The sequence below is a fragment of the uncultured Friedmanniella sp. genome (assembly GCF_964244005.1).
In the GTDB taxonomy this organism is placed as follows: Bacteria; Actinomycetota; Actinomycetes; order Propionibacteriales; family Propionibacteriaceae; genus Microlunatus.
In genome coordinates, this window is the sequence record NZ_CAXTHG010000013.1 from 88,526 (window position 1) to 115,458 (window position 26,933).

At 69.8% G+C, this 26,933-nt stretch carries 20 protein-coding genes; 13 read left to right on the forward strand and 7 right to left on the reverse strand.

Annotation, left to right across the window (positions count from 1 at the left end):
- Window positions 1–15 precede the first annotated feature (15 nt).
- Window positions 16–1,386: a 2-oxoadipate dioxygenase/decarboxylase family protein gene (locus ACFE76_RS10455; protein ID WP_375431681.1), complete on the reverse strand. Its 1,371-nt coding sequence runs from the start codon at window positions 1,384–1,386 to the stop codon at window positions 16–18.
- Here ACFE76_RS10455 and ACFE76_RS10460 point away from each other — a divergent pair.
- Both ACFE76_RS10460 and ACFE76_RS10465 read left to right on the forward strand, forming a co-directional pair.
- Window positions 1,279–2,640 (forward strand): NAD(P)/FAD-dependent oxidoreductase, encoded by a 1,362-nt coding sequence (locus tag ACFE76_RS10460; RefSeq protein ID WP_375431682.1) that lies wholly within the window; start codon window positions 1,279–1,281, stop codon window positions 2,638–2,640. The genes ACFE76_RS10455 and ACFE76_RS10460 overlap by 108 nt on opposite strands.
- Window positions 2,641–2,703: 63 nt before the next feature.
- On the forward strand, window positions 2,704–4,263 hold the full coding sequence (locus ACFE76_RS10465) for an aldehyde dehydrogenase family protein (RefSeq protein WP_375431683.1): 1,560 nt from the start codon (window positions 2,704–2,706) through the stop codon (window positions 4,261–4,263).
- An 11-nt stretch (window positions 4,264–4,274) separates the two neighbouring features.
- Here the strand turns inward: ACFE76_RS10465 and proC are convergent, their stop codons facing one another.
- Entirely contained in the window at window positions 4,275–5,126 is an 852-nt protein-coding gene (proC, locus tag ACFE76_RS10470) for a pyrroline-5-carboxylate reductase (RefSeq protein WP_375431684.1), read from the reverse strand.
- 74 nt (window positions 5,127–5,200) lie between these two features.
- Between proC and ACFE76_RS10475 the strand changes: the two genes are divergently transcribed.
- Window positions 5,201–6,691, forward strand: coding sequence for a gamma-aminobutyraldehyde dehydrogenase (locus ACFE76_RS10475; protein ID WP_375431685.1), 1,491 nt, complete (start codon window positions 5,201–5,203; stop codon window positions 6,689–6,691).
- A gap of 78 nt (window positions 6,692–6,769) precedes the next feature.
- Here the strand turns inward: ACFE76_RS10475 and ACFE76_RS10480 are convergent, their stop codons facing one another.
- The gene (locus ACFE76_RS10480) at window positions 6,770–7,945 is read right to left on the reverse strand and encodes an MFS transporter (RefSeq protein WP_375431686.1); all 1,176 of its coding nucleotides are present in this window, start codon (window positions 7,943–7,945) and stop codon (window positions 6,770–6,772) included.
- Window positions 7,946–8,303: 358 nt separating this feature from the next.
- Here ACFE76_RS10480 and ACFE76_RS10485 point away from each other — a divergent pair, with 358 nt between their 5' ends.
- The 5 genes from ACFE76_RS10485 to ACFE76_RS10505 all read left to right on the forward strand — a co-directional run bounded on the left by ACFE76_RS10485 (window position 8,304) and on the right by ACFE76_RS10505 (window position 13,787).
- Window positions 8,304–9,578, forward strand: a complete 1,275-nt coding sequence (locus ACFE76_RS10485; RefSeq protein ID WP_375431687.1) for a branched-chain amino acid ABC transporter substrate-binding protein — start codon at window positions 8,304–8,306, stop codon at window positions 9,576–9,578.
- Window positions 9,579–9,690: 112 nt separating this feature from the next.
- Window positions 9,691–10,743: a branched-chain amino acid ABC transporter permease gene (locus ACFE76_RS10490; RefSeq protein ID WP_375431688.1), complete on the forward strand. Its 1,053-nt coding sequence runs from the start codon at window positions 9,691–9,693 to the stop codon at window positions 10,741–10,743.
- A gap of 4 nt (window positions 10,744–10,747) precedes the next feature.
- A complete protein-coding gene (locus ACFE76_RS10495) occupies window positions 10,748–12,106 on the forward strand; it encodes a branched-chain amino acid ABC transporter permease (RefSeq protein WP_375431689.1) in 1,359 nt (452 codons plus the stop codon).
- Window positions 12,103–13,026, forward strand: a complete 924-nt coding sequence (locus ACFE76_RS10500; protein ID WP_375431690.1) for an ABC transporter ATP-binding protein — start codon at window positions 12,103–12,105, stop codon at window positions 13,024–13,026. Before ACFE76_RS10495 ends, ACFE76_RS10500 begins: the two co-directional genes overlap by 4 nt.
- Window positions 13,023–13,787 carry an ABC transporter ATP-binding protein gene (locus tag ACFE76_RS10505; protein WP_375431691.1) on the forward strand — a complete coding sequence of 255 codons (765 nt, stop codon included), beginning with the start codon at window positions 13,023–13,025 and terminating at the stop codon, window positions 13,785–13,787. Before ACFE76_RS10500 ends, ACFE76_RS10505 begins: the two co-directional genes overlap by 4 nt.
- Before the next feature lie 110 nt (window positions 13,788–13,897).
- Here ACFE76_RS10505 and ACFE76_RS10510 read toward each other — a convergent pair whose 3' ends face one another.
- Both ACFE76_RS10510 and ACFE76_RS10515 read right to left on the reverse strand, forming a co-directional pair.
- Window positions 13,898–14,353 carry a proline racemase family protein gene (locus tag ACFE76_RS10510; RefSeq protein WP_375431692.1) on the reverse strand — a complete coding sequence of 152 codons (456 nt, stop codon included), beginning with the start codon at window positions 14,351–14,353 and terminating at the stop codon, window positions 13,898–13,900.
- An 8-nt stretch (window positions 14,354–14,361) separates the two neighbouring features.
- A complete protein-coding gene (locus ACFE76_RS10515; RefSeq protein ID WP_375431693.1) occupies window positions 14,362–14,796 on the reverse strand; it encodes a PaaI family thioesterase in 435 nt (144 codons plus the stop codon).
- A 119-nt stretch (window positions 14,797–14,915) separates the two neighbouring features.
- Between ACFE76_RS10515 and polA the strand changes: the two genes are divergently transcribed.
- Together polA and rpsA are read left to right on the forward strand one after the other, a co-directional pair.
- On the forward strand, window positions 14,916–17,684 hold the full coding sequence (gene polA / locus ACFE76_RS10520) for a DNA polymerase I (protein ID WP_375431711.1): 2,769 nt from the start codon (window positions 14,916–14,918) through the stop codon (window positions 17,682–17,684).
- Window positions 17,685–17,950: 266 nt separating this feature from the next.
- Window positions 17,951–19,456, forward strand: coding sequence for a 30S ribosomal protein S1 (gene rpsA / locus ACFE76_RS10525; RefSeq protein ID WP_375431694.1), 1,506 nt, complete (start codon window positions 17,951–17,953; stop codon window positions 19,454–19,456).
- Between the two features lie 192 nt (window positions 19,457–19,648).
- Here the strand turns inward: rpsA and ACFE76_RS10530 are convergent, their stop codons facing one another.
- Window positions 19,649–20,293, reverse strand: a complete 645-nt coding sequence (locus ACFE76_RS10530; RefSeq protein ID WP_375431695.1) for a nucleotidyltransferase domain-containing protein — start codon at window positions 20,291–20,293, stop codon at window positions 19,649–19,651.
- A gap of 96 nt (window positions 20,294–20,389) precedes the next feature.
- Between ACFE76_RS10530 and coaE the strand changes: the two genes are divergently transcribed.
- From coaE to ACFE76_RS10545, 3 genes are all read left to right on the forward strand, one after another.
- Window positions 20,390–20,992 carry a dephospho-CoA kinase gene (coaE, locus tag ACFE76_RS10535; RefSeq protein WP_375431696.1) on the forward strand — a complete coding sequence of 201 codons (603 nt, stop codon included), beginning with the start codon at window positions 20,390–20,392 and terminating at the stop codon, window positions 20,990–20,992.
- A 52-nt stretch (window positions 20,993–21,044) separates the two neighbouring features.
- Complete coding sequence (gene uvrB, locus ACFE76_RS10540) at window positions 21,045–23,135, forward strand: excinuclease ABC subunit UvrB (protein ID WP_375431697.1); 2,091 nt, start codon at window positions 21,045–21,047, stop codon at window positions 23,133–23,135.
- A gap of 220 nt (window positions 23,136–23,355) precedes the next feature.
- A complete protein-coding gene (locus ACFE76_RS10545) occupies window positions 23,356–24,357 on the forward strand; it encodes a TerC family protein (RefSeq protein ID WP_375431698.1) in 1,002 nt (333 codons plus the stop codon).
- Window positions 24,358–24,409: 52 nt separating this feature from the next.
- Here the strand turns inward: ACFE76_RS10545 and lon are convergent, their stop codons facing one another.
- A complete protein-coding gene (lon, locus tag ACFE76_RS10550) occupies window positions 24,410–26,770 on the reverse strand; it encodes an endopeptidase La (protein ID WP_375431699.1) in 2,361 nt (786 codons plus the stop codon).
- Window positions 26,771–26,933: the final 163 nt, after the last annotated feature.

Below are 26,933 nucleotides of genomic sequence, written 5' to 3' on the forward strand. Positions count from 1 at the left end.
TAGTCGAGGGGTTTCTCAACACAAGGTCGGCAGGCCGAGCTGGCGACGCGCGACCACCAGGCTCTCGCGGTGCTGGGCCGCGTAGATGTCGAACGGGTCGTGCAGCGGCCGGTCCAGGACGCCTTCGAGCCAGTCGGCGTCGAGGGCGGCGCCGGTCTCCTCGGTGTCCTTGCTGCCCGCGTCGCTGAGGTTGGACTGGAAGATCCCGGCGGCCGACCGGGGGAGGAAGTCCTCGTAGACCACCGGGTCGGCGCGCAGCCAGCCGTCGCGGAGCAGGTCCGCCGTGGAGCCGTGCGGCTCCGCACCACCGGCCCGGTCCGTGACGGCCGTGACCGTGTAGATCCCCAGCTCGTCGGCCCAGAGCTCGGCCTCGGTGGCGGGGAAGTGCTGCGCCCAGACCGCAGCGGCGTCCGAGGCTCCGTCGAGCCCCTCGATCGCTGACATCGCCGCGTCGTACCGGGCGCGGCCGGCCCGGGTGAGGGCGATGCCTCGCGCTTCGACCTCACCGAAGCGGACCCGCAGCGAGCCCTCGACCACCGAGCCGTCGGCGTCGACGAACCGCCGGGGTTCGGCCAGCGCCCGGAACGAGGTCTGGCGCAGCAGGACGTCAGGGCCAGCCCAGCGGGGCGGCCCCTGGATCGCGTCGATCATCGCGATCCCGCGGGCCGACATGGCGGCGTACAGCGCGTCGATGTCGAGCACCCGCGGGGTGAGGTGGTTGACGTGGGTCGACGTCACGCCGCCGATGTCGGCTGCAACCGCGGAGACCTGCTCGAGCTCGCGGTACCACGCTCGGTCGATCGGCTCGGACGACAGGGCGAACGAGGCCGCGGCGAGGCGAAGGAAGGTTGCCGCGTCCGGATCGGCGAGGCCACCGTCGGCCACCGCCCGGTCGGCCAGCGCCAGCAGCCCGCCCGGGAACAGCCGGCGGCGGGCGAGAAAGGTCTGCAGCCGCGCCGAGAGGTCGGCGGAGAAGAAGCGTCGGTCGGTGGCGGCCAGCACCGAGGTGAACACCCGGAAGGGGTTCGCGGCCAGCTCATCGGCGTCGAGCGGACGGAAGGCGGTCGAGACCACCGGCACCGAGCTGGCGGCCGCGTCGCGCAGGTCGTAGTAGCCGGTCGGGTGCATCCCCATCGCGGCGAAGACCCGGGCCACCTGGGCCAGCTCCGCGGGCGTGCCGACGCGGATCGCCCCGTGTCGTTCGGCGGTGACCCGGTCGAGGCTGCCGAGGCGCTCGGCGTCGGCTCCCGCGCGGGCGGCAACGTCGGCGTTGACCTGGTGCGCCACCTCGACCAGCGTGCGGTACGCCGGGACCTCGCGGCCGTAGAGCTCGGACAGGGTGGTGGCGAAACGAGCTCGCAGTGCGGTCGGGCCGACCGTGGCCATCGTGCTCCCCCCTCCGGCTCGCGGTCGCGACCGCCGGATGTCCTGGGGGACAATACTGGGCTCGTGACTCTGACGAGCGCCAGGAGGGCCATGGTGGGGAGCCTGACCGAGCACGACCGGGACGTGGTGGTCGTCGGCGGCGGCATCATGGGCACCAGCACCGCCTACCACCTGGCTCGGGCGGGGGTCACGGACGTGACGCTGCTGGAGGCTGGTCAGCTGGGCGGCGGGTCGTCGGCCAAACCGCTGGGCGGCGTGCGGGCCGTCTTCTCCGACGCTGCGAACATCGCCCTCGGCTCCCGCAGCCTGGCGGCCTTCGAACGGTTCGGGGACGAGCTGGGCGTCGACATCGGGCTGCAGCAGGTCGGCTACCTCTTCGTGGTCCGAGACGCCGCTGACGTCGCGGCGTTCGAGCAGAGCGTCGCCCTGCAGAACACGATGGGCGTGGCCAGTCGTATCGTCACCGCGGCCGAGGCCGTCCGGCACTGCCCCTACCTCGCCGGATCCGACCTCGCCGCAGCCGTCTGGTCGCCCCGCGACGGGTTTGCCCGGCCGGCCGACGTGGTCGCCGGCTACGCGGCCGCCGCGACGGCGTCCGGGGTCGAGATCGCGACCCAGACCGCGGTCACCGCGATCGAGACCGCTCCGGACGGGCGGGCCCGGGTGCACACCGCCGACGCGGTCTACGTCACCCCGGCCGTGATCTGCACCGCTGGGGCGTGGTCTCCGCAGGTCGCGGCGATGGTCGGCGTGGACCTGCCGATCCAGCCGCTGCGCCGCCAGATCGCCTTCACCCCGCCACTGGCCGCGCGTCCGCGGCGGGTGCCGTTCACCATCGACTACTCCACCACCGCCTACTTCCACGGCGCCGAGGACGGCGGCCTGCTGCTCGGCTGGGCCGACCCGCTCCAGGCGCCCGGGTTCGGCCGCGACGTCAGCACCGACTGGCACCCCTTCCTCCGCGAGGCTCTTCGCCACATCGCCCCGGAGGTGGCCGACGCACCCCTGGTCAGCGGCTGGGCCGGTCTGTACGAGGTGACGCCGGACTGCAACGCCATCATCGGCGAGAGCGATCCCGGCTTCCGCTTCCTCTACGCGGCCGGCTTCTCCGGCCACGGCTTCCTGCAGGGCCCGGCGGTCGGGGAGTGCGTCACCGACCTCTACCTCGGCCGACCGGCTGCGGTCGACCTGTCGTCCTTCGCCCTTGGACGTTTCCGCCAGCCGGCCGTGCGGACCGAGCTCGCGATCGTCTAACGTCGACAGGCCCTGATCGACGACCACCGCTCGCACCACCTCATCCCGACCCGAAGGAACCTCATGACCTCCACCGTCGCCCGCACCAGCTCGAGCCCCGCCGGCTGGACATCAGAGCAGCTCAGGGAGCGCGCCGCCGCCGCGCTCGCGGCCTGCGGGGCCGACCCCACGACGCTGGCGGGCGCCGGCCGGCGGAGCGTCCGCTCACCCATCACCGGCGGCGTGGTCGCCGAGATCCCGTGGGCCGATGCCGCCGACGTCGAGCGGGCGATCGCCGCCGCGCACGAGGCGTTCCTCGCCTGGCGTGCCGTCCCCGCCCCCGTCCGTGGGTTCCTGGTCAAGCGGCTCGGCCAGCTGCTGACCGAGCACAAGAGCGACCTCGCCGACCTGGTCGGTATCGAGGCCGGCAAGATCCGCTCCGAAGCCCTCGGTGAGGTGCAGGAGATGATCGACATCTGCGACTTCGCCGTCGGCGTCTCTCGCCAGCTCGAGGGCCGGACGATGCCCTCCGAGCGTCCCGGACACCGGTTGATGGAGACCTGGCACCCGCTCGGCGTGGTCGCGGTCATCTCCGCGTTCAACTTTCCCGCCGCGGTCTGGGCCTGGAACACCGCACTCGCGCTGGTCTGTGGCAACACCGTGGTCTGGAAGCCGTCCGAAGCCACCCCGCTGGTCGCCGTCGCCGCGTCCGCGCTGCTCGACCGGGCCGCCGCCGAGCTCGACGCACCGCCGCACCTGAACACCGTGGTGGTGACCGACGCCGAGGGCGCCGCCCCCCTGGTGGACAGCCCGCTGGTGCCGGTGGTCAGCGCCACCGGTTCCGAGCGGATGGGTGCGGTGATCGCGCCCCGGATCGCCGCCCGCTTCGGCCGAGCCATCCTCGAGCTCGGCGGCAACAGCGCGGCCGTCGTCACGCCGTCGGCCGACCTCGACCTCGCCGTCCGGGGCATCGTCTTCAGCGCCGCGGGGACCGCCGGCCAGCGCTGCACCAGCCTGCGTCGGCTGATCGTCCACGAGTCCGTCTTGGACGCCGTGGTCGAGCGGGTCGGCAACGCCTACCGCGGGCTCCGCGTCGGCGACCCGTTCGCCGACGGGACGCTGGTCGGCCCGCTGGTGAACGGCGCCAGCTATGCGGCGATGACCGCCTCGCTGGAGCAGGCGGTCGCCGCCGGCGGCGAGGTCGTGGCCGGCGGCGAGCGGGTCGACACGGGACAGCCGGAGGGTTACTACGTCCGGCCGGCGCTGGTCACCATGCCCGAGCAGGCCGAGGTCGTGCACCGCGAGACCTTCGCCCCGATCCTGTACGTCCTGTCCTACCGCACCTTCGAGGAGGCCGTCGCGCTGCACAACGCCGTGCCGCAGGGGTTGTCGTCGAGCATCTTCACCGGCGACCAGCGCGAGGCCGAGCGGTTCCTCGCCGCCGAGGGTTCCGACTGCGGGATCGTGAACGTCAACATCGGTACCTCGGGGGCCGAGATCGGCGGCGCCTTCGGCGGCGAGAAGTCCACCGGCGGCGGCCGCGAGTCCGGCTCGGACGCCTGGCGCGGCTACATGCGCCGGGCGACCAACACGATCAACTACTCCACCGAGCTGCCGCTCGCCCAGGGCGTCGACTTCGGCTGATCCTTGCTCAGCTAGTCCTGGGCTGCCGCCTCGGCGCCCATCTCGCGGGTGCGGACGATGGCGGCGGCCATGGCTTCGGCCAGCAACAGGTCGACCCGACCGGCGTCGAGGACGGCGATGGCCCGTTCCGTCGAGCCGCCGCGGCTGGTGACCTGGCGGCGCAGGTCGCCGGGTTCGGCGCCGCTGACGCGCAGCAGCTCCGCCGCGCCGAGGAAGGTCGCCCGGGCGAGCCGGTCGGCTTCGTCGGCGCCGAGGCCCTGAGCCGCCGCGGCCCGGGCGAACTGTTCCAGCACGAAGTACAGGTACGCCGGGCCCGAGCCTGAGGTGGCCGCGACGATGTGCAGGTCGTCCTCGGCGACCCAGAGCACCTCCCCGAGCGCGGTGAACAGCTGCTCCACCCGCGCGCGTACGGTCTCATCCGTCCCGGCGGTCGCCGCGAGCCCGGTCACCCCCGCTCCGACCAGGCTGGGGGTGTTGGCCGCCGTCCGGACGATCGCCACCCCAGCGGGCAGCTCCGCCGCCAGGACCGACAGACCGACGCCGGCGGCCAGGCTGACCACGGTGGCGTCCGGTGCGACCGCGGAGCTGACTTCCCGGAGCAGCGCCACCACCCCGTGCGGCTCGACGCCGAGCAGCACCAGGTCGGCCCCGGCGACCGCCGTGCGGTTGGCGTCCGGGTCGTCCTCGACCGCCGTGGCCACGACGCCCGCCTGCCCGGCCCAGCGGGCCGCGCCGGCCCGGGAGTGGTTCGTCGTCCGCACCTCACCAATGGTGCCGCCGGCCCGTTCGAGCAGACCGAGCACGACCGCTCGCGCCATCGTCCCGGCGCCGAGCACGGCCGTCGTCGGCAGGTCGTCGGTCACTGGTCACTCCTCCGCTTGGTTGTCGGACAATCATCGGGGCCGACCACCTGCAGCCCCGAGAAGGAGATCACGCCATGAGCCAGTTCATCGACGGCCGCCGCGAGGAGTCGCGCAGCGGGCGGACCGATACCGTCCGCGACCCCAGTAACGGCCAGGTGGTCGCCGAGATCACGCTGGCCGGCGCCGAGGACGTGGACCGCGCCGTCCACGCGGCCCGGACGGCCTTTCCCGCCTGGTCGCGCGCGGCCCCGGCCGAGCGGTCGGCCGTGCTGACCACGTTCGCCCGGCTGCTCGAGGAGCGGGCCGAGGAGATCGCCCAGCTCGAGAGCCGCCAGGCCGGCAAGCCCATCCGGCTCGCCCGTGAGTTCGACGTCCCGGGCACGGTCGACAACGTCGCCTTCTTCGCCGGCGCGGCCCGCCACCTCGAGGGCCAGGCCACCGCGGAGTACTCCCCGGACCACACCTCCTCGATCCGGCGCGAGGCCGTGGGCGTGGTCGGGTCGATCTCACCGTGGAACTACCCGTTGCAGATGGCCGCGTGGAAGGTGTTGCCGGCGATCGCGGCCGGCAACACCATCGTGCTGAAGCCGTCCGAGCTGACCCCGCTGACCAGCCTGCTGTTCGCCGAGATCGCCACCCAGGCAGGGGTTCCGGCCGGTGTCGTCAACGTGCTGACCGGCACCGGGGTCGACTGCGGCTCGCCCCTGATGCGGCACGGCGATGTCGACATGGTCTCCTTCACCGGCTCCACCGCCGTGGGCCGGACGGTGCTCGAGGCGGCCGCGACCAACGCCAAGCGGGTGCATCTCGAGCTCGGCGGCAAGGCGCCGTTCGTGGTCTTCGACGACGCCGACCTGAGCGCCGCGATCCACGGCGCGGTGGCCGGCAGCCTGATCAACGCCGGCCAGGACTGCACGGCCGCCACTCGGGCGATCGTGCACCGGTCCCGCTACGCCGAGTTCGTCGAGGGCGTCGCCGACCTGTACGCCCATGTCGTCCTCGGCCCGACTGCCGACCCAGCCACCGACCTGGGGCCGCTCATCTCGACCACCCACCGGGCACGGGTCGCCGGGATGGTCGACCGAGCCCGTGAGCACGCCCGCGTCGTCACCGGTGGCCGGATCCCGGGCGGTCCGCTCGCCGCCGGGTCGTACTACGAGCCGACGCTGATCGCCGACGCCGCCCCGACGAGCGAGGTGGTGCGGGACGAGATCTTCGGACCGGTGCTGTGCGTGCTGCCCTTCGACACCGACGACGAGGCGATCGCGCTGGCCAACGACACCCCGTACGGGCTCGCGGCCTCGGCCTGGACCCGAGACGTCTACCGCGCCCTGCGCGCCACCCGCGAGATCCGGGCCGGCTGTGTCTGGGTCAACGACCACGTCCCGATCGTCAGCGAGATGCCGCACGGCGGGATGAAGCAGTCCGGCTTCGGCAAGGACATGTCCCGCTATTCCTTCGAGGAGTACACCGTGGTCAAGCACGTGATGTACGACCTGACCGGCGAGGCGGCGAAGGGGTGGCACCGGACCGTCTTCGCCGACCCCGGAACGCTCAAGTCCTGACGGTCGCCGCTGACAGATGCTCCGCAGATCCTGGATCGGGCCCTCCTGACCACCTGAGGGCCGACCAGGGAGCATTTCTCAGCGGTGGGTGAAGCGAGGGCGGCCAGCGAAGAGGGCGACGACCAGCTGGAGGAGGGCGACCGCGCCGACGGCGACCAGGGTGGCGGCCCAGCCGCCGGTGGCCCGGAACAGCAGCCCGGCGCCGATCGGGCCCGCGATCGCCAGCAGGTAGCCGATGCTCTGCACCATGCCTGACAGCTGGGCCGCCCCGGCCGAGGTGCGGACGCGTTCGCCCACCAGGGCGAGGGCGACCACGAGCGAGCTGCCGCCGCCCAGGCCGGCCAGGACCACCCAGGCCACCAGCCACGACGGCACCAGCAGCAGTCCGGCCGCGGCGACCAGCACGACAGTGCTCACGGCCACCCCGACCAGCCGGTGGTCGGCGCGACGCCGCATGAAGAGGGTCACCAGGAGTCCCGCGGGGATGCCGACCAGCTGGTAGAGGAACAGGTGCCAGCCGGCGGTCGCCGGGCTGACCCCACGGCTCACCTCGATGCTCGGCAGCCAGGTGACGAGCAGGTAGAAGGTCGTGGCCTGGGTGGCCATGAACGCCGTCACCTGCCACGCGACCGCAGACGACCACATCGACGGTCCCCGCGGCTGGGCTCCCGCCGTCGTGAGCCGGTCCGGTGCCGGCGGTCCAGGGATTCGACGCCTCAGCCGGGGCAGCCAGACCAGGGCGGCGACGACGCTCAGCACACCCCAGACCGCCAGAGCGACCCGCCAGCCGTACGGTGCGGCGATCGGTACGGCCAGCCCGGACGCGACCGCCGCGCTGCCGGTGAGCACGGCGGAGTAGACGCCGGTGACCAGCGGCACCTCGGCGGCGAACTCCCGCTTGAGGATCGCGGGCACGGCGACGTTGACCACCCCGATCGAGGCGCCCAGCAGGGCGGTCCCGACCCAGAGGGTGAGCTGGCCGCCGGGCAGCGACCGCAGCACGACGCCGAGGAGGAGGCTGAGTGTCGCCACGAACACCACCCGGTCGGCGCCCCACCGGCTGACGGGCAGGTGGACCAGCGGCGACACCACCGCGAAAGCCACCAGCGGAGCGGCGCCGAGCAGGCCGAGCGTCCCCGGCCCGAGGGCGAGGTCGGTCCCGATGAGGCCGATCAGCGGTCCGACGACCGTGATCGACGGTCGCAGGTTGGCCGCCACGGCCACGACGGCGAGGAGGCTGCTCGGGGCGCGCACTGGGCTCCTCGTTCGTCGTCCGTGGGAGACCGGTCCAGCCGCTCGTAGGGCCCGACCGGCCCGCGAGATTAGCAGGCTCGACTGGCCCCGCGTACGCTGGGGCACCGCAGGGTCGACGCAGACATCTCTCGCCTGAGGTGCCAATCGGTGAGAATGTTGCGTGTCGCCACCTTAACGACGCATTAACGTTGTGGTTACATGCCTAAGCGAGGCTGCACCAGTCTCGCTCGGCACTCGAGGGCTTGCACCATCCGCAGACATCGCTGGCGGTTGCGGGCATGGGCGGGTCAGCTGGTCCTCGAGGCATCTCGTCCGGTCCGCGCACAGTGCGCACGACCGTGTTCTATGAGGAGGAGCTTTGCCCGCACGAACTTTGACTCGCATCGTCGCCCTGGGGGCGGTGGCGGCACTGTCGTTCACCGCCTGCGCCAAGGCCGACGACAGCGGCACCGGCACCGGGACCGGGGGGAGCAAGGACCTCGTCATCTCCACCGACCTTCCGCTGCAGGGCTCGAGCGCGACGCAGTCTGACGACACCAACAAGCTGATCCAGCTCTACCTGGACCAGGTCGGGAACAAGGCCGGCGACTACAACATCACCCTCAAGGCCTACGACGACTCGACCGCCGCCAAGGGCGCCTGGGACGACGCGGCCTGCGCCAAGAACGCCACCGACCACGTCGCCAACACCGCCGAGGTCGCGGTGATGGGCACCTTCAACTCGGGTTGCGCCAAGATCGAGGTGCCGACGCTCAACAACGACAGCAGCGGCCCGATGCTGATGGTCAGCCACGCCAACACCAACGTCGGTCTGACCAAGACGTGGGACACCGGCGAGCCCGAGAAGTACTACCCCACCGGGGTCCGCAACTACGCCCGCGTCGTCACCACCGACGACTACCAGGGCCAGGCGGCCGCCACCTTCGCCTCGCAGGACCTGAAGGTCAAGAAGGCCTTCGTGCTCAACGACAACCAGACCTACGGCCTGGGTGTGGCCCGGTCGTTCGCCGACTCGGCGAAGATGCAAGGCATCGAGATCGTCGGTGAGCAGTCGTGGGACGCCAAGCAGCCGAACTACACCGCGCTCTTCCAGGCGGTCAAGGCCTCCAACGCCGACCTCGTCTACCTCGGCGGGATCTACGACAACAACGGCGGCCAGCTGATCAAGGACAAGGTCGCCGTGCTGGGTGACAACAGCAAGGTCAAGCTGTTCGCGCCCGACGGTTTCACCGGGTACGACGACCTGCTCAAGCTGCCGCAGGCCGAAGGCATGAACCTGACCTTCGCCGGTCTGACCCAGGACCAGCTGACCAAGTCCGGCGGGGCCAGCGTCAAGCTGCTGGACGCCTTCAAGACCAAGTACGGCAAGGCTCCCCAGGGCAGCTACCCGCTCTACGGCGTTGCCGCCACCCAGGTCATCCTGGCGGCCATCGCCAAGTCCGACGGCACTCGTAAGAGCGTCACCGAGGCTGTGCTGAGCGGCGAGGGCATCACGATCCCGCAGGCCGAGTCGGTCACCGGCAAGGAGATCAAGATCGACCCCACCACCGGGGACACGACGGCCAAGGACATCACCGTCGAGGTCGTCAAGGACAAGGAAGAGACCTTCGTCAAGGCTGAGACGGTCCAGTAAGTGACAGCCGCCGGGTCCGGAGCAATCCGGGCCCGGCGGTTCTCGTCGGCCCCTGCCACTCCATGCTCCCGCGTCGTCCGACCATCTCCAGTCCGGAAGGTGAACATTCGCCATGGCCACAGCATCGCTGGTGGTAGGAGGAACGCAACGCAAGGCCAAGGTCAGACTTGGTCCCCTGGTCGAGCGGATCCTCAGCTACGTCGTGCTCGCCCTGATCGCGGTCTGGCTGGTGGCCAACATCGTGTCCGACCCCGACCGCTTCATCGGCTCGGCGCTGGTCGGTCTGCAGAACGGTCTGCTCTACGCCCTGGTCGCGCTGGGGTACACGATGGTCTACGGCATCATCGAGCTGATCAACTTCGCCCACGGTGACCTGTTCATGCTCTCCACCATCGTGGCCGCGGGCCTGATGGTGAGCGTGCTGGGCGTCGGTCAGCTCACCGCCGCCAGCATCCTGCCGCTGATCATCGCCCTGATCGTGTGCATGGCCTTCGGCGGTCTGATCAACGTGTCCGCAGAGTTCCTGGCCTACCGCCGGCTCCGCTCGGCGCCCAAGCTCGCGCCGCTGATGACCGCGGTCGGCTTGAGCTTCATCTTCCGGGGCATCGCCCAGCAGGACTACGTCAACGGTTCGGCCCAGAAGAACTGGCCGGTCACCTGGGGCGGCCCGGTGATCGAGGGCGTGTTCTTGTACAAGCTCGTGATGGTGCTGGCCGTGACCGTCCCGCTGCTGCTCGCGATGACCTACATCGTGTCCAAGACCAAGATGGGCAAGGCCATGCGCGCGGTCGCGCAGGACCAGGACGGCGCCCGGCTGATGGGCATCAACGTCAACGGCACCATCTCGTTCGTCTTCATGCTCGGCGGCGCGCTCGCCGGTGCGGCTGGGGTGCTCTACTTCCTCTGCCAGACCCAGACCTACTACGACACCGGCACCCAGCTGGGCCTGATCGCGTTCACCGCGGCGGTGCTCGGCGGCATCGGCAACCTGACCGGTGCGGTGGTCGGCGGGATCGCCATCGGCCTCGTGCAGGCCATCAACGAGGGCGGCGCCTACGGGCTGGGCTCGAACTGGTCCCAGACCGTCGTCTTCCTCATCCTGATCGTGCTGATGGTGTTCAAGCCCGAAGGCATCTTCGGTCGGCCCACGACAGAGAAGGTCTAGAGCCATGGCGGTCGCAACAGCCGTGACGCCGGCACCCCAGCGTTCCCTCCGGCGTTACGCGTGGCCGATCGGCTACGTCGCCGTGATCGTGTTCCTCTTCCTGCTCTACCAGACGATCCTGCCCAGCCTGGTGAAGTCGGTGTCCGCACCCGTCGTGGCCTGGCTGCCCGTCGCCACCATCAACGAGTGCCTGATGTGGGCGATCATGGCCCTCGGCCTGAACGTCGTCGTCGGCTACGCCGGACTGCTCGACCTCGGCTACGTGGCCTTCTGGGCCCTCGGCGGCTACACCGCCGGCTGGCTGATGGCCTACCCCTTCAACTGGACCTTCGACTTTCACCTCTTCTCCCCGGTGAAGTCCACCGCTCCCGGGACCCACATCAACTTCTGGATCGTGATCCTGGTCGCCGGCGTGCTCTGCGCGATCCTCGGCCTGATCATCGGTGCTCCGACGCTGCGGCTGCGCGGGGACTACCTGGCCCTGGTCACGCTCGGCTTCGGTGAGGTGATCACCCAGTTCTTCCGCAACTCCAACAACATCGGCGGCTTCAACATCGCCAACGGTGACCCGGGCATCTCCTCGATCGACCCGATCGGTACGGGTCCGCTCGGCGCTCTCGGCATCGCGCCCAAGCTGTTGACCAACTCCGCCGCCGGCAACATCTGGAAGATCCTGGTCCTTGGCCTCCTGGTCGGGATCTGCATCTTCATCTCGCTCCGGATCCGCGAGGGCCGGCTCGGCCGGGCCTGGCTGGCCATCCGCGAGGACGAGCTGGCCGCCAGCATGATGGGGGTGCCGCTCGTCCGCACCAAGCTGCTCGCGTACGCCGTCGGCGCCTTCTTCGGTGGCATCGGTGGCGTGGCGAACGCCTCCGGCATCACGACCGCCGTCTCGCCGTCCGGCTTCGACTTCGGCAAGTCGGTGCTGGTGCTGCTGATGGTCGTGCTGGGGGGGATGGGCAACGTCTGGGGCGTCACCATCGGCGCCTTCCTGCTGTCCTGGCTGAACGGCAACGGGCTCAAGCAGATCGGAGTCCAGGCGGACGCTTTCTTCGGCACCAGCCTCGAGGCGACCCTGCCGCGCTACAACTACATCATCCTGGGCCTGCTGCTCGTGTTGATGATGCTGTTCCGTCGCGAGGGTCTGATTCCGGAGGGCCGGACGAAGGCGCTGATGAAAACACCCTCCCGGACAGAAGCCGAGTCGCTCGGCGCCGAGAGTCTCGAGGCGGAAGCCGAGACCGAGGCGATCGAGCAGTCCGACCCTGAGTCCGACGCCAAGATCGCCGCCTCGGCCGCCGCGGTCAGCTCCGTCCAGGGCCACTCCGACCCCGGTCCCAGTAAGAGGGAGGGCCACCGATGAGTGAGTCGCTCGCCGACGCCACCCAGCTCGGGGGCACGCCCAACAGCCCGGACGCCCCGTCCGGCGGGCCCAGCGACCGCGGGCCGGTGACGCACGACGCTCCGGCGGCCGGTCTGGACCCGGTGGCGGCGAACGTTCTCTACGCCGACCACATCACCATCCGCTTCGGCGGCCTGGTGGCCGTGAACGACGTGTCGTTCGCGATCCCGCCCAAGTCGGTGATCAGCCTGATCGGGCCGAACGGCGCCGGGAAGACGACGTTCTTCAACGTCCTCACGGGCCTCTACGAAGCCTCCGAGGGCACCGTCTACCTGGACGGCAAGGACGTCACGGCGGTCAAGCCGCACAAGCGGGCGGCCATGGGGATGGCGCGGACCTTCCAGAACATCCGCCTCTTCGGCCTGATGACGGCCGAGGAAAACGTGATGGTTGCGATGCACCCGCACCTCAAGGCCGGGGTCTTCTCCACCATCCTCCGGCTGCCGAAGCAGCGGCGGGAGGAGCGGGAGGCCCGCGACACCGCGCGCGAGCTGCTCGAGTACGTCGGCATCGGCAAGTCCGAGGGCGAGCTGGCCCGCAACCTCTCCTATGGCGACCAGCGCCGGCTCGAGATCGCCCGGGCGATGGCGCTGCGGCCCAAGATCCTGCTGTTGGACGAGCCGACGGCCGGCATGAACCCGCAGGAGTCGTCGAACTTCAACGACTTCGTCTACCGGGTCCGCGACGAGCGCGACATGTCGGTCCTGCTGATCGAGCACGACATGAGCGTGATCATGAAGATCAGCGAGCGGATCACCGTCCTCGACCGCGGTTCCATGATCGCCGAGGGCACGCCGGACGACATCCGCAACAACCAGACCGTGATCGAGGCCTACCTCGGCAAGACCGGCACCCGCGAGGGAAAGAGGCGCCCGACATGAGCACCGACACACAAGCCAGCGCCGGCACCGTTCGCGGCGAGGGCCAGGAGGCGCTGCTGCAGCTGAAGAGCATCAACGTCAGCTACGGCAACATCGCCGCGGTGAAGGAGCTCTCGCTGACGGTCTACCCCGGCGAGATCGTCTGCCTGATCGGCTCGAACGGCGCCGGCAAGTCCACCACGCTGCGGACCATCTCCGGCCTGCTGCGGCCCCGGTCCGGTGACGTGGTGTTCGAGGGCAAGCGGATCAACGGCGTCCCCGGCCACGACGTGGTCAAGCTCGGCATCTGCCAGTCGCCCGAGGGACGCAAGATCTTCCAGCGGATGACGGTGTCGGAAAACCTCGACCTCGGCGCCTTCACCCGCAAGGACACCGCCAAGATCGCCGAGGACCGCGAGAACGTGCTCGAGCTGTTCCCGCGGCTGCGGGAGCGGGTCGACCAGAAGGCCGGCACCATGTCCGGCGGTGAGCAGCAGATGCTCGCGGTCGCCCGGGCCCTGCTCGGTAACCCGCGGCTGCTGCTGCTCGACGAGCCCTCGATGGGCCTCGCGCCCGTGCTGGTGGACGTCATCTTCGAGACCATCGAACGGATCCGGGCCCAGGGCACGACCGTGCTCCTGGTCGAGCAGAACGCCCTCGCCGCGCTGGAGATCGCCGACTACGCCTACGTCCTCGAGTCCGGCCGGCTCAACCTCGAAGGCCCGGCCGCCGATCTCCTCGACGACCCGTCCGTGACGGCCGCCTACCTCGGCGGCCACTGACCGCACCGCGTCCCGAGCTTGTCGAGGGCCTCGAAGAGGTTGCGCCAAACCCTCGTCACAGAACGACCGGATCAGCGGGCCACCGCGCCTCATCCTTCTCGCGATGTGCCTCAGCGCGGAGTCGCCGAGCTCCAGAGCACCTCGCCGTAGGCGACGGTGACCGTGACGTCGCCGCGTGAGGTCGGCACCACGACGTCACGCGCGACCACCCAGCTCGGCACGTTCACGAAGTCGACGGCGACCACCCGGCCGTCCTCGCGGTGCACGCGGGCGGTGACCCGGCCCGACGGGACGTCGACGACGACCTCCGCGCTGCCGTCGGCCGGCGCGACGACGAGGCCGCCCGCGCCGTCCGGCGGCACCACCAGCCCGCCGTACATGTCGGCGTGGCCGCGTGGCTCGGAGCAGAGGACCGCCCGCAGCGCCTGGATGTCCGGGTCGTCGATCGCCCGGGCGCGGCGTTCGGCGACCGTGGTGCCGGGGATCGGTACGGGCGGCTCGGCGACGATCCGGAACGGCTCCCCGCCGGTGTGGTAGTCGGTGGTGGCGATGGTCGTCGGCAGCACGGCGGTCCTCAGCCGCGCGCCGGGGTCGTACCGGGCCGGTCCGCCGGCACCACCTGACAGGTCAGGCGGCCGGTGCAGACCCGGGCGCCGCCGTCGTCGACGAGCACCACCTCATAGCTCGCCACCGAACGGCCGAGCCGGATCGCGGTCGCGGTCCCGGTGATCCAGCCGGAGCGTCCCGGCCGGTGGTGGGTGGCGTTCAGGTCGACCCCGACGGCGACCCGGCCCGGACCGGCGTGCAGGTTGGCGCCGATCGAGCCGAGCGTCTCGATCAGCACGCAGGACGCGCCCCCGTGCCACAGCCCGTACGGCTGGGTGTTGCCCGCCACGGGCATCCGGCCCACCACCCGTTCGGCGCTGAGCTCCAGCGGCTCGAACCCGAGCGTGAGGTCCAGCGCGCTGGGCAGTTGTGCGTACCAGTCGGGAAGCTCGGGAGTCGTCACGCCGTCAGCCTAGGGATCGCGCCGATCCTGTGTTCACTTCTGGGGCGTAGTCGCCGCAGAAGTGCACACACTGTGGGCTGAGACCTGTCAGTGGCCGCGGATAGAGTCGTCGCGTGCCTGTGAAGACCGCTGCCCCGGGATCCCGTGCCGCCAAGAACGCGGCGGCGGCTGCCGCCGCCCCCCCGTCGCGGCCCAAGCTGCTGCTGATCGACGGCCACTCGGTGGCGTACCGGGCCTACTTCGCCCTGCCGGTCGAGAACTTCTCCACCGCGACCGGCCAGCACACCAACGGGGTGTTCGGGTTCACCTCGATGTTGATCAACGTGCTGCGCGACGAGGCGCCGACCCACGTCGGGGTGGCGTTCGACGTCTCGCGCCAGACGTTCCGCTCCGAGATGTACACCGAGTACAAGGCGACCCGCAGTGCTACTCCGGACGAGTTCCGCGGCCAGGTCGACCTGGTCAAGGAAGTGCTGAAGGCGCTCAACATCCCGTACGTGGACAAGCCCGGCTTCGAGGCCGACGACGTGATCGGCACGCTGGCCACCCAGGCTGAGGCGCAGGGCTTTGACGTGCTGATCTGCACCGGCGACCGGGACGCCTTCCAGCTGGTGAGCGAGAACGTGACCGTGCTCTACCCGCGCAAGGGCGTCTCCGACCTCGCCCGGATGACCCCGGCGGCGGTGGAGGACAAGTACTTCGCCACGCCGGCCCGCTATCCCGACCTGGCGGCGCTGGTGGGCGAGACGAGCGACAACCTGCCCGGCATCCCGGGCGTCGGGCCCAAGACGGCGGCCAAGTGGCTGGAGACGTACGGCAGCCTCGAGGAGCTGGTGGCCCACGCCGGCGAGCTCAAGGGCAAGGCGGCCGCGGAGTTCCAGCTGCGGACCGAGGCCGTGCTGCTGAACCGGCAGATCAACGCGCTGGTCCGCGACCTCGAGCTGCCGCTGAGCGTCGACGACCTGGTCCGTCAGCCCTGGAACCGCGAGGCGACCCACCAGCTCTTCGACGGGCTTGAGTTCCGGGTGCTGCGCGACCGGCTGCTCGAGGCGCTGCCGAACGAGGAAGAGATCGTCCCCGAGGGCGGGTTCGAGCTGACCGGTGAGGTGCTCGGCCAGGACCAGCTCGACGCGTGGCTGCGTGAGCACGCTGTCGGTGCACGGACCGGGCTCGACGTCATCGGCCACTGGGGATCGGGGACGGGTGACATCACGGCCCTTGCCCTCGCGGCCGCCGACGGCGCGGCCGCCTACGTCGACGTGCTGAGCCTGACCCCGGCCGACGACCAGGCGCTGGCGGGCTGGCTGACCGACCCGAGCCACAGCAAGGCGATGCACGACGCGAAGGGCGCACTGCTCGGGCTCTGGGCACGCGGCTGGGACCTCGACGGGCTGACGTCGGACACCCAGCTCGCGGCCTACCTGACCCGGCCTGACCAGCGGACCTTCGACCTGGCCGACCTCACCGTCCGCTACCTCAAGCGTGAGCTCAAGGTGGAGGGCGCCGCCGACGCCCTCGAGACCCTTGACACCGACCAGCAGGCGCTCGACTTCGGCGACGACGACTCCGGAACCCGGCTGGCCGCCGACGCGGCGATGGTCCGGGCTCGTGCGGTGATCGACCTGGCCGACGCCCTCGACGCCGAGATCGAGCAGCGCAACGGCAGCAGCCTGCTGAACGGCGTCGAGCTGCCACTGCTGCGGACGCTGGCCCGGATGGAGCAGACCGGCGTCGCCGTCGACCTCGACCACCTCCAAGCGCTCGAGTCCGACTTCGGCGCCACCGTGACCCAGGCGGCCAACGACGCCTACGCGGTGCTGGGCAAGCAGATCAACCTCGGCTCGCCCAAGCAGCTGCAGGTGGTGCTGTTCGACGAGCTGGGGATGCCGAAGACCCGCCGGACGCGGACCGGCTACACCACCGACGCCGACGCGCTGCAGGCGCTGTACGCCAAGACCGAGCACCCGTTCCTGGCGCACCTGCTGGTGCACCGGGACGCGATCCGGCTCAAGCAGACGGTCGAGGGGCTGCTCAAGTCGGTGGCCGACGACGGCCGTATCCACACCACGTACGTCCAGACCATCGCGGCGACCGGCCGGCTGTCCAGCACCGACCCCAACCTGCAGAACATCCCGATCCGCACCGAGGAAGGCCGCCGGATCCGGGAGGCGTTCGTGGTCGGCGAGGGGTACGAGGCCCTGATGTCGGCCGACTACTCCCAGATCGAGATGCGCATCATGGCGCACGCCAGCGAGGACGACAGCCTGATCGCGGCGTTCAAGTCGGGGATGGACTTCCACACCGTCACCGCCTCCCGAGTCTTCGGGGTCGAGCCGACCGCGGTCACGCCGGCCGAGCGGGCCAAGATCAAGGCGATGAACTACGGCCTGGCCTACGGCCTGAGCGCCTTCGGCCTGAGCCAGCAGCTGAGCATCGAGACCGCCGAGGCCAAGGGTCTGATGGAGGAGTACTTCGAGCGCTTCGGCGGGGTCCGGGACTACCTGCACGGCTTGGTCGCCGACGCGCGCAAGACCGAGTACACCGAGACGGTCCTGGGCCGCCGCCGCTATCTGCCCGACCTGATGAGCGACAACCGGCAGCGCCGCGAGATGGCGGAGCGGATGGCGCTGAACGCGCCCATCCAGGGCTCTGCCGCCGACATCATCAAGGTCGCCATGCTGGACGTCGAACGAGCGCTGGTCGACGCCGGGATGCGCAGCCGGATGCTGCTGCAGGTGCACGACGAGCTGGTCTTCGAGATCGGTCTGGGCGAACGGGCGGCTCTGGAAGAGATCGTCCGCGACAAGATGGGCCACGCGGTCGCCATGACCGTGCCGTTGGACGTGTCGGTCGGCGTCGGCCGGTCGTGGCACGACGCGGCCCACTGACCCTGCCTCCAGAGCCTGGTCAGCGGCGGCGGCGAATCCCCAAATTGACCCTGCTTTGGCTGCCCCAGTAGTCTGAGATGTCGCTGTGGCCTGCAGGACTTCGGACGGAGTAGGTCACGCAATCTCGCGTCGTCCGTTGTCAGCAGCAGGCTTGGCCTTGAGCACCGAGGTGTGTGGGGATCGCAAGTTGTGGGCAGCAGGGCGTTCGCGGGAAACGGCCGCAGCACACCGGAAAACCCATTTCATCCCTATCGGAGCCCTACTACATGACGTCCTCCCTAGAGGCACCTCCCCAGGTCGCGATCGACGATTTCGATTCGCCTGAGGCTTTTCTCGCGGCCATCGACGCGACCATCAAGTACTTCAACGATGGTGACATCGTCACCGGAACCGTCGTCAAGGTCGACCGTGACGAGGTCCTGCTGGACATCGGCTACAAGACTGAAGGGGTCATCCCCTCCAAAGAGCTCTCCATCAAGCACGACGTCGACCCGTTCGACGTGGTCAGCGTCGGGGATGTGATCGAAGCTCTCGTCCAGCAGAAGGAGGACAAGGAGGGTCGGCTGATCCTGTCCAAGAAGCGGGCTCAGTACGAGCGCGCCTGGGGCACGATCGAGAAGATCAAGGAAGAGGACGGTGTCGTCACCGGCCACGTCATCGAGGTCGTCAAGGGCGGCCTGATCATCGACATCGGCCTGCGGGGCTTCCTGCCCGCGTCGCTGGTGGAGATGCGCAGGGTCCGCGACCTGCAGCCGTACGTCGGCATGGAGCTCGAGGCCAAGATCATCGAGCTGGACAAGAACCGCAACAACGTGGTCCTGTCCCGCCGTGCCTGGCTCGAGCAGACGCAGTCGGAGGTTCGGCAGAACTTCCTCACCCAGCTGCAGAAGGGCCAGATCCGCAAGGGTGTCGTGTCCTCGATCGTCAACTTCGGTGCCTTTGTGGACCTCGGTGGCGTGGACGGCCTCGTGCACGTCTCCGAGCTGTCCTGGAAGCACATCGACCACCCGTCCGAGGTCGTCGAGGTCGGCCAGGAGGTCACCGTCGAGGTCCTCGACGTGGACATGGACCGCGAGCGTGTCTCGCTGTCGCTCAAGGCCACCCAGGAAGACCCGTGGCAGGCCTTCGCCCGGACGCACCAGATCGGGCAGATCGTGCCCGGCAAGGTCACCAAGCTGGTGCCGTTCGGAGCGTTCGTCCGCGTGGAGGAGGGCATCGAGGGTCTGGTGCACGTGTCCGAGCTCGCCGAGCGTCACGTCGAGATCCCCGAGCAGGTCGTCACGGTCAACGACGACGTGCTGGTCAAGATCATTGACATCGACCTCGAGCGTCGCCGGATCTCGCTGTCGCTGAAGCAGGCCAACGAGGGTGTCGACGTCAACTCCGAGGACTTCGACCCCACGCTGTACGGCATGGCGGCGTCCTACGACGACCAGGGCAACTACCTCTACCCGGACGGCTTCGACCCCGAGACGGGCGAGTGGCTCGAGGGCTACGAGGAGCAGCGCGCGGCCTGGGAGTCCCAGTACGCCGAGGCTCACGCCCGTTGGGAAGCCCACAAGAAGCAGGTCGAGGACGCCGAGAACTCCGAGGTCGCTGCGGCGGCTCCGGCCAGCTACTCCTCGTCCTCCAACGCGGGCGGCCAGGCTTCGGCCACGCCGGCCGAGACCGGAACGGCGACGGCCAGCCCGTCGGCGGCTCCCGAGGGTTCGCTCGCCTCGGACGAGGCGCTGCAGGCGCTGCGTGAGAAGCTCACCGGCGGCGGCCAGTAGGCCTGGCGCTCGACCGTACGAGCCCCGTCACCTTCCCGGTGGCGGGGCTCGTCCGCGTCCTGAGCCCGACGCGTCCTGAGCCTGTCGAAGGGCTCGACCCATCCGTGCCTGAGCGTGTCGAAGGTCTCGATGGGTCTGCGCCTCCTCCCTGTGGCCTCCCGTGGAGGTGGCGGCCCTAGCCAGCCGCCGGGCTCAGAGCTCGGCGATCCACGGGTGGCCCGGGTGCGCCAGCTCAAGGCAGCCGCGTAGCCAGGTCCGGCTTGCTCCGTCGAGCAGGGGCGCCGCAGCCGCGAAGTCGGCCTGGTCCTTCTGGCGGGGGCGTTTCGCTTTCAGCAGCAGCTGCACCTCGGGGCGTAGGTAGGGCGCGCCGTCATGAAGCCAGAGGACGTCGGCCAGCGGAAGCCGAATCCGGTCGTCCCGCTTGAACTCCCAGGTGTCGCGGCCGCCGGGCATGAACAAGATGTCGTACTCCCACGGCTCGGCCCCACTCGGTCGTACCCAGACCTGGCCGCAGCCTGTGGGCAGCACGGCGTCGGCGAGGCCGTCCGGGTCGTCCTCCGGCAGCAGAGGGAGTAACGCGCCGACGGTGGCCGTCCACATGTCGAGGCGACCGGCCAGATGGCGTCGTAGCAGCGCCAGCTCCGACCTCGGGATCTCGAGATCGAGATCGTCGTGGTGCCGCTCGACGCCGGTGAACGCCTCGATCGCCCAGCCTCCGGCGAGCCACCAGCGGCCTGGGTAGCCCTCGAAGAAGGCTGCTGCCTCGGCTGGCGTCCGTCCCGCCCATGGCCCGTACAGGCGGGCCAGTTCGGCTTCGCTCAGCTGGTGAATGGGCATGCGCGAGCGTATCGGGGCCAGAGCTCGTGAACGAAGGAGGCGACTACGCCCCCTTCGTTCACGGCTTGTCCCCGACGCGGCCTCTAGGCTGGTCCCATGCTCAGGGTGGGACTGACCGGCGGCATCGCGTCCGGCAAGAGCGCGGTCGCCGCCGGGCTCGGTGCCCGGGGTGCGGTGGTGATCGACTCCGACGTGTTGGCCCGTGCGGTGGTGGAGCCCGGCACACCTGGGCTCGAGGCGGTGGTGCAGCGGTTCGGGCCCGAGGTGCTCGACGCGAACGGCCGGCTGGACCGGCCTCGGCTCGGGTCCGTGGTGTTCGCCGACCCCGGCGCCCGACGTGACCTCGAGCGGATCATCCACCCGCTGGTCCGGGCCCGGGCGGCCGCCATCGAGCAGCAGGCGGACCCGGACGCGGTCGTGCTGCACGTCATCCCGCTCCTGGTCGAGACCGGTCAGCAGCGCGACTTCGACGTGGTCGTCGTGGTCGACCTCGACCCTGCGACGCAGCAGCAGCGGCTGATGGCCCGCAACGGTTTGACGGCTGAGGAGGCGCGGTCGCGGATGTCGGCCCAGGCCAGCCGCAACGACCGGCTTGCGGCGGCCGACCTGGTGGTGGACAACAACGGCAGCCCCGACCAGCTCACCGATTCGGTCGCTCGGCTGTGGTCGGATCTCCTCCAGCGCAGCCCGGCGGCCTGACCCTCGACCTCGCGCGACAAGAACTGTCAGTGGCCGCACGTACGCTTCGAGCATGCGTCCGATCGAAGACCTGCAGCGCGTCGTCGCCCCTTTTCACGTGGAGAGCGACTTCTCCCCGTCCGGTGACCAGCCGACGGCGATCGCCGACCTCGAACGACGGATCGCCAACGGCGAGCAGGACGTCGTGCTGCTGGGCGCCACCGGTACGGGCAAGACCGCGACCATGGCCTGGCTCGCGGAGAAGGTGCAACGACCGATCCTGGTCATGCAGCCCAACAAGACCCTGGCCGCCCAGTTCGCCAACGAGCTGCGGCACTTCTTCCCCAAGAACGCCGTGGAGTACTTCGTCTCCTACTACGACTACTACCAGCCCGAGGCGTACGTCCCGCAGTCCGACACCTACATCGAGAAGGACTCCTCGCTGAACGAGGAGGTCGAACGGCTCCGGCACTCGGCCACCAATTCCCTGCTGACCCGGCGGGACGTCATCGTGGTCGCCACGGTGTCGGCCATCTACGGTCTGGGCACACCGCAGGAGTACGTCGACCGCATGGTCGCGCTCAAGGTGGGTCAGGAGATCGAGCGCGACGCGCTGCTGCGTCAGCTCGTCGGCATCCAGTACGCGCGCAACGACCTCGCCGGCACCCGCGGCACCTTCCGCGTCCGGGGCGACACCCTTGAGGTGTTCCCGATGTATGAGGAGCTCGCGGTCCGGATCGAGTTCTTCGGCGACGAGATCGAAAAGCTCAGCACGCTGCACCCGCTCACCGGCGAGGTCGTCACCAACGACGAGCACATCTACCTGTTCCCGGCCAGCCACTACGTGGCCGGGCCGGAGCGGATGGAACGGGCCATCGGGCGCATCGAGGCCGAGCTGGGGGAGCGACTGGCCGAGCTGGAGGCGCAGCACAAGCTCCTCGAGGCTCAGCGGCTGCGGATGCGGACCAGCTACGACATCGAGATGATGCGCCAGATCGGTACCTGCTCGGGCATCGAGAACTACTCGAGCCACATCGACGGGCGAGGAAAGGGCACGGCTCCGTACTGCCTGCTGGACTACTTCCCCGAGGACTTCCTGCTGGTCGTGGACGAGTCGCACGTCACCATCCCGCAGATCGGCGGCATGTACGAGGGCGACATGTCGCGCAAGCGGACGCTGGTCGACCACGGCTTCCGGCTCCCGAGCGCGATGGACAACCGGCCGTTGCGGTTCGAGGAGTTCGTGGAGCGGATCGGCCAGACGGTCTACCTGTCGGCGACACCGGGCAACTACGAGATGGCCAAGTCCGACGGCTACGTGGAGCAGATCATCCGGCCTACCGGGCTGATCGACCCCGAAGTCATCGTCAAACCGACCCAGGGCCAGATCGACGACCTGATGGGTGAGATCCGGCTGCGGACCGAGCGCAACGAGCGGGTGCTCGTGACCACGTTGACGAAGAAGATGTCGGAGGACCTGACCGACTACCTGCTCGAGAACGGGATCCGGACGCGGTACCTGCACTCCGAGGTCGACACCCTGCAGCGGATCACGCTGCTGCGCGAGCTGCGGATGGGGGAGTACGACGTCCTGGTCGGCATCAACCTGCTGCGCGAAGGTCTCGACCTGCCCGAGGTGTCCCTGGTGGCCATCCTGGACGCCGACAAGGAAGGCTTCCTGCGCAGCGCGAAAAGCCTGATCCAGACCATCGGCCGCGCCGCCCGTAACGTGTCCGGCCAGGTCCACATGTACGCCGACAAGATCACTGACTCGATGGCCGCCGCCATCGATGAGACCAACCGGCGCCGGGACAAGCAGATCGCGTACAACGTCGCGAACGGGGTCGACCCGCAGCCGCTGCGGAAGAAGATCGCCGACATCACCGACATGCTCGCCCGCGAGGACGCCGACACCGAAGAGCTGCTGAACGGCCGGCCCCGGGGTCGGGCCAAGCAGCCGGTGCCCGCCCTCGGCCTCAAGGGCGACCACGGGCGCCGCCTCGGCGGCATGCCCGCCGGCGAGCTCGCCGACCTGGTGCAAGAGCTCACCACCCAGATGCACGGGGCCGCCGCTGACCTCCAGTTCGAGGTGGCGGCCCGGCTCCGCGACGAGATCTCCGACCTCAAGAAGGAGCTGCGGCAGATGGTGGAGGCGAGCCGCTGACCGGCTGACCCCGGCGCACGAATCAGGCTTTTCGGCCTCTGGCTGTCATACTGAGCCGCGGAGGGGAGTATTCCCTCGCGGCGGCATCGTCATCACGGCTGGCCGCTGGTAGGAGTCGTCTCACTCCTCCCGGCGCCGCCCGGTGCCTCGGTCAGGCGACTGGCGGAAGAGACCTCCGAGACCTCGACATCCCCCGACTCGTCTCGGAAGGCTCCATCTCATGAACGTTCACCCGTACGCCTGGGCCATCACCGTGGTCGTGATGGTGGCCATCCTCGCGTTCGACGTCTTCATCATCGGCCGGCGGCCGCACGAGCCGTCCACCAAGGAAGCCTCGATCGCCATCGCCGTCTTCGTCGGTCTGGCGGTGCTCTTCGGGCTCGGCGTGCTCGTCGTCGCCGGCCCCCAGTACGGCGGGGAGTTCTTCGCCGGCTGGATCACCGAGTACAGCCTCTCGGTCGACAACCTCTTCATCTTCTTGATCATCATGGCCAAGCTGAAGGTGCCCCGCGAGCTGCAGCAGTTCGCTCTGCTCGTCGGCATCATCCTGGCGCTGATCTTCCGCGGGATCTTCATCGCGGTCGGCGCCGCTGCGATCGACCGTTTCGCCTGGGTGTTCTTCATCTTCGGGGCGTTCCTGGTCTACACCGCGGTCAAGCTCTTCCTCGACTACCGCTCCTCCGACGACGACGAGCACGACGGGGAGGCGCCCAACAACGCCATCATGCGGATGGTCCGGCGCCGGTTCCCCGCCACCGATGACTTCCGCGGCACCAAGCTCACGGTGAAGGAACAGGGCAAGCGGATGATCACGCCGATGTTCTTCGTGATCGTGGCGCTCGGCAGCACCGATCTGCTCTTCGCGCTCGACTCGATCCCGGCAATCTACGGCCTCACCCAGGAGCCGTACCTGGTCTTCACCGCCAACGTGTTCGCGCTGATGGGTCTGCGCCAGCTCTACTTCCTGATCGGCGGCCTGCTGAAGAAGCTGGTCTACCTGTCGCTCGGACTGTCGATCATCCTCGCCTTCATCGGCATCAAGCTCGTGCTGCACGCCCTGCACGAGTACCACTGGGCCGACTGGGCGCCCTACGGCGGCGAGATCCCCATCTGGCTGTCGCTGACGGTGATCGTGGGCACCCTCGCGGTCACAACCGTGGCGAGCCTGGCCAAGTCCAAGCGCGACCCCGCGGCGACCGCCGACACCCTCGGTACCAGCTGACGACAGAACGCCGGGCACCCCGCAGGGGGTGACCGGCGATCGTTGTCGGAGGTCAGGCGGCCTGGGTGGCCACCTCGCCGGCGGGCTCGATGGCCTCGGCCACCAGCTCGGCCACGTCACTCATCAGCCGGACGTCGACCGCGGCCAGCACGTCGGCCGGTACGTCATCGAGGTCGGGCTCGTTGCGCAGCGGCAGGAAGACCGTGGTCAGCCCGGCCCGCTGAGCGGCCAGCAGCTTCTGCTTCGCGCCGCCGATCGGCATCACTCGACCGTTCAGGCTCACCTCACCGGTCATGGCGACGTCGGAGCGGACCGGACGACCCAACGCCATCGAGGTCAGCGCCGTCACCATGGTGACGCCCGCGGACGGCCCGTCCTTCGGTACCGCACCCGCCGGCACGTGGACATGGATCGGCCGGTAGAGCACCGAGGGATCAGTGATGCCGAGCTGGGCTGCGTGGGCCCGGACGTAGGACAGCGCGATCTGCGCCGACTCCTTCATCACGTCCCCCAGCTGCCCGGTCAGCGTCAGCCCCCCGTTCCCTGAGCCGCCCACGTTCTCTGAGCCTGTCGAAGGGCCGCTGACCGCCGCCGCCTCGATGAACAGCACGTCCCCACCGAGGCCGGTGACGGCGAGGCCGGTCGCGACGCCGGGCACGGAGGTGCGCTCGTGCGCTTCGGGGGTGAAGCGGGGACGGCCGAGGAAGTCGCGCAGGTTGGCGACGTCGATCGCCAGCCGCTCGTCCTCGCCGCGGGCCAGCCGGGTCGCCGCCTTGCGTAGAGTCTTGGCCAGCAGCCGTTCGAGCTGCCGGACGCCCGGCTCGCGGGTGTAGTTGACGGCCACCTCGCGCAACGCCTCCTCGGAGATGCTGACCTCCTCCACGGTCAGCGCGGCGAGGCCGAGCTGGCGGGGGAGCAGGTACTGACGCGCGATCGCGACCTTGTCGTCCTCGGTGTAGCCGTCGAGCTGGACGAGCTCCATCCGGTCCAGCAGCGCCTGCGGAATGGTCTCGATGACGTTCGCGGTGGCGAGGAAGACCACGTCGGAGAGGTCGAGGTCGACCTCGAGGTAGTGGTCGCGGAAGGTGTGGTTCTGCGCGGGGTCGAGGACCTCGAGCAGGGCCGCCGCGGGGTCGCCGCGGTAGTCGGCGCCGACCTTGTCGATCTCGTCCAGCAGGATCACGGGGTTCATCGACCCGGCCTCGCTGATGGCGCGAACGATCCGGCCCGGCAGCGCGCCGACGTACGTACGCCGGTGGCCCCGGATCTCGGCCTCGTCGCGGACGCCGCCGAGCGACACCCGGACGAACTTGCGCCCCAGGGCCCGCGCCACGGACTCACCGAGGGAGGTCTTGCCCACTCCGGGCGGCCCGACCAGGGCCATCACGGCGCCGGAGCCGCGGCCCCCGACGACCTCGAGGTGGCGGGACGCGCGGCGGGAGCGGATGGCCAGGTACTCCACGATCCGGTCCTTGACGTCGTCCAGGCCGTGGTGGTCGGCGTCCAGCACCTCACGGGCCGCCACGATGTCGGTGGCGTCGGTCGTGCGGGTGCCCCAGGGCAGGTCGAGGATCGTGTCCAGCCAGGTCCGCAGGTAGCCGGACTCGGGGCTCTGGTCGCTGGCCCGCTCGAGCTTGGCCACCTCGCGCATCGCAGCGAGGCGGATGCCGTCGGGGAGATCGGCCTCCTCGACACGGGTGCGGTAGTCCTGCGCACCCTCGGGCTCGTCCTCACCGAGCTCCTTGCGGATGGCAGCGAGCTGCTGGCGCAGCAGGAACTCCCGCTGGCTCTTCTCCATGCCCTCGCGGACGTCTTCGGCGATCTTGTCGTTGACCTCGGTCTCGGCCAGGTGGTCCTTGGCCCAGGTCACGAGCAGGTGAAGCCGGTCCGCGACGTAGGGGTTCTCCAGCAGCTCACGCTTCTGCTCCTCACTCAGCCAGGACGCATAGCCGGCCAGGTCGGCCAGGGCGGAGGGGTCGGTCACCTTGTTGACCTGGTCGATGACCTGCCAGGCGTCACGGCGCTGCAGAGTCGCCACGACGAGCTGCTTGTACTCGGTGGCCAGCTCACGGATCTCGGCGGTCTCCATCGTCGGGTCGAGCTCCTCGGCCTCGACCCACAGCGCAGTGCCCGGGCCGGAGACGCCGGAGCCGATCCGCACGCGCCGATCGGCCTTGATCACCGCGGCGGGGTCACCGTTCTGTAGTCGTCCGAGCTGGACGATCGAGGCGACCACGCCGTAGGAGGCGTAGCGGTCGCTGAGACGAGGGGCAACGAGCAGCTGGTCGTCGCTGTGCGCGCGGGCGGCGTCGACCGCGGCACGGGCTGCGTCGTCGAGCTCGATCGGCACCACCATGCCGGGTAGGACGACCAGGTCGGTCAGGAAGAGAACGGGAAGGCGGGTGGTCGACATCGGTCGGAACCTCCAAGTTGAGGTCGCTCCTACTTGAGCGACATCGACTCAAGGCTGTCGTCGCCTCGTTTCTTCCATCCGTTCTCCGTGGGCGAACAGAGGTAGTGTTGTAGGTTCTCGCCTAACTTGTCGGTCTCTCATTAGTTTGTCGGCGGCGTGTCGC

Coding starts and splice junctions, on each gene's coding strand:
- ACFE76_RS10455 (WP_375431681.1), bottom strand. CDS start 1,386: ATGGCCACGGTCGGCCCGACCGCACTGCGAGCTCGTTTCGCCACCACC.
- ACFE76_RS10465 (WP_375431683.1), top strand. CDS start 2,704: ATGACCTCCACCGTCGCCCGCACCAGCTCGAGCCCCGCCGGCTGGACA.
- ACFE76_RS10475 (WP_375431685.1), top strand. CDS start 5,201: ATGAGCCAGTTCATCGACGGCCGCCGCGAGGAGTCGCGCAGCGGGCGG.
- ACFE76_RS10490 (WP_375431688.1), top strand. CDS start 9,691: ATGGCCACAGCATCGCTGGTGGTAGGAGGAACGCAACGCAAGGCCAAG.
- ACFE76_RS10495 (WP_375431689.1), top strand. CDS start 10,748: ATGGCGGTCGCAACAGCCGTGACGCCGGCACCCCAGCGTTCCCTCCGG.
- ACFE76_RS10500 (WP_375431690.1), top strand. CDS start 12,103: ATGAGTGAGTCGCTCGCCGACGCCACCCAGCTCGGGGGCACGCCCAAC.
- ACFE76_RS10505 (WP_375431691.1), top strand. CDS start 13,023: ATGAGCACCGACACACAAGCCAGCGCCGGCACCGTTCGCGGCGAGGGC.
- rpsA (WP_375431694.1), top strand. CDS start 17,951: ATGACGTCCTCCCTAGAGGCACCTCCCCAGGTCGCGATCGACGATTTC.
- ACFE76_RS10530 (WP_375431695.1), bottom strand. CDS start 20,293: ATGCCCATTCACCAGCTGAGCGAAGCCGAACTGGCCCGCCTGTACGGG.
- coaE (WP_375431696.1), top strand. CDS start 20,390: ATGCTCAGGGTGGGACTGACCGGCGGCATCGCGTCCGGCAAGAGCGCG.
- uvrB (WP_375431697.1), top strand. CDS start 21,045: ATGCGTCCGATCGAAGACCTGCAGCGCGTCGTCGCCCCTTTTCACGTG.
- ACFE76_RS10545 (WP_375431698.1), top strand. CDS start 23,356: ATGAACGTTCACCCGTACGCCTGGGCCATCACCGTGGTCGTGATGGTG.
- lon (WP_375431699.1), bottom strand. CDS start 26,770: ATGTCGACCACCCGCCTTCCCGTTCTCTTCCTGACCGACCTGGTCGTC.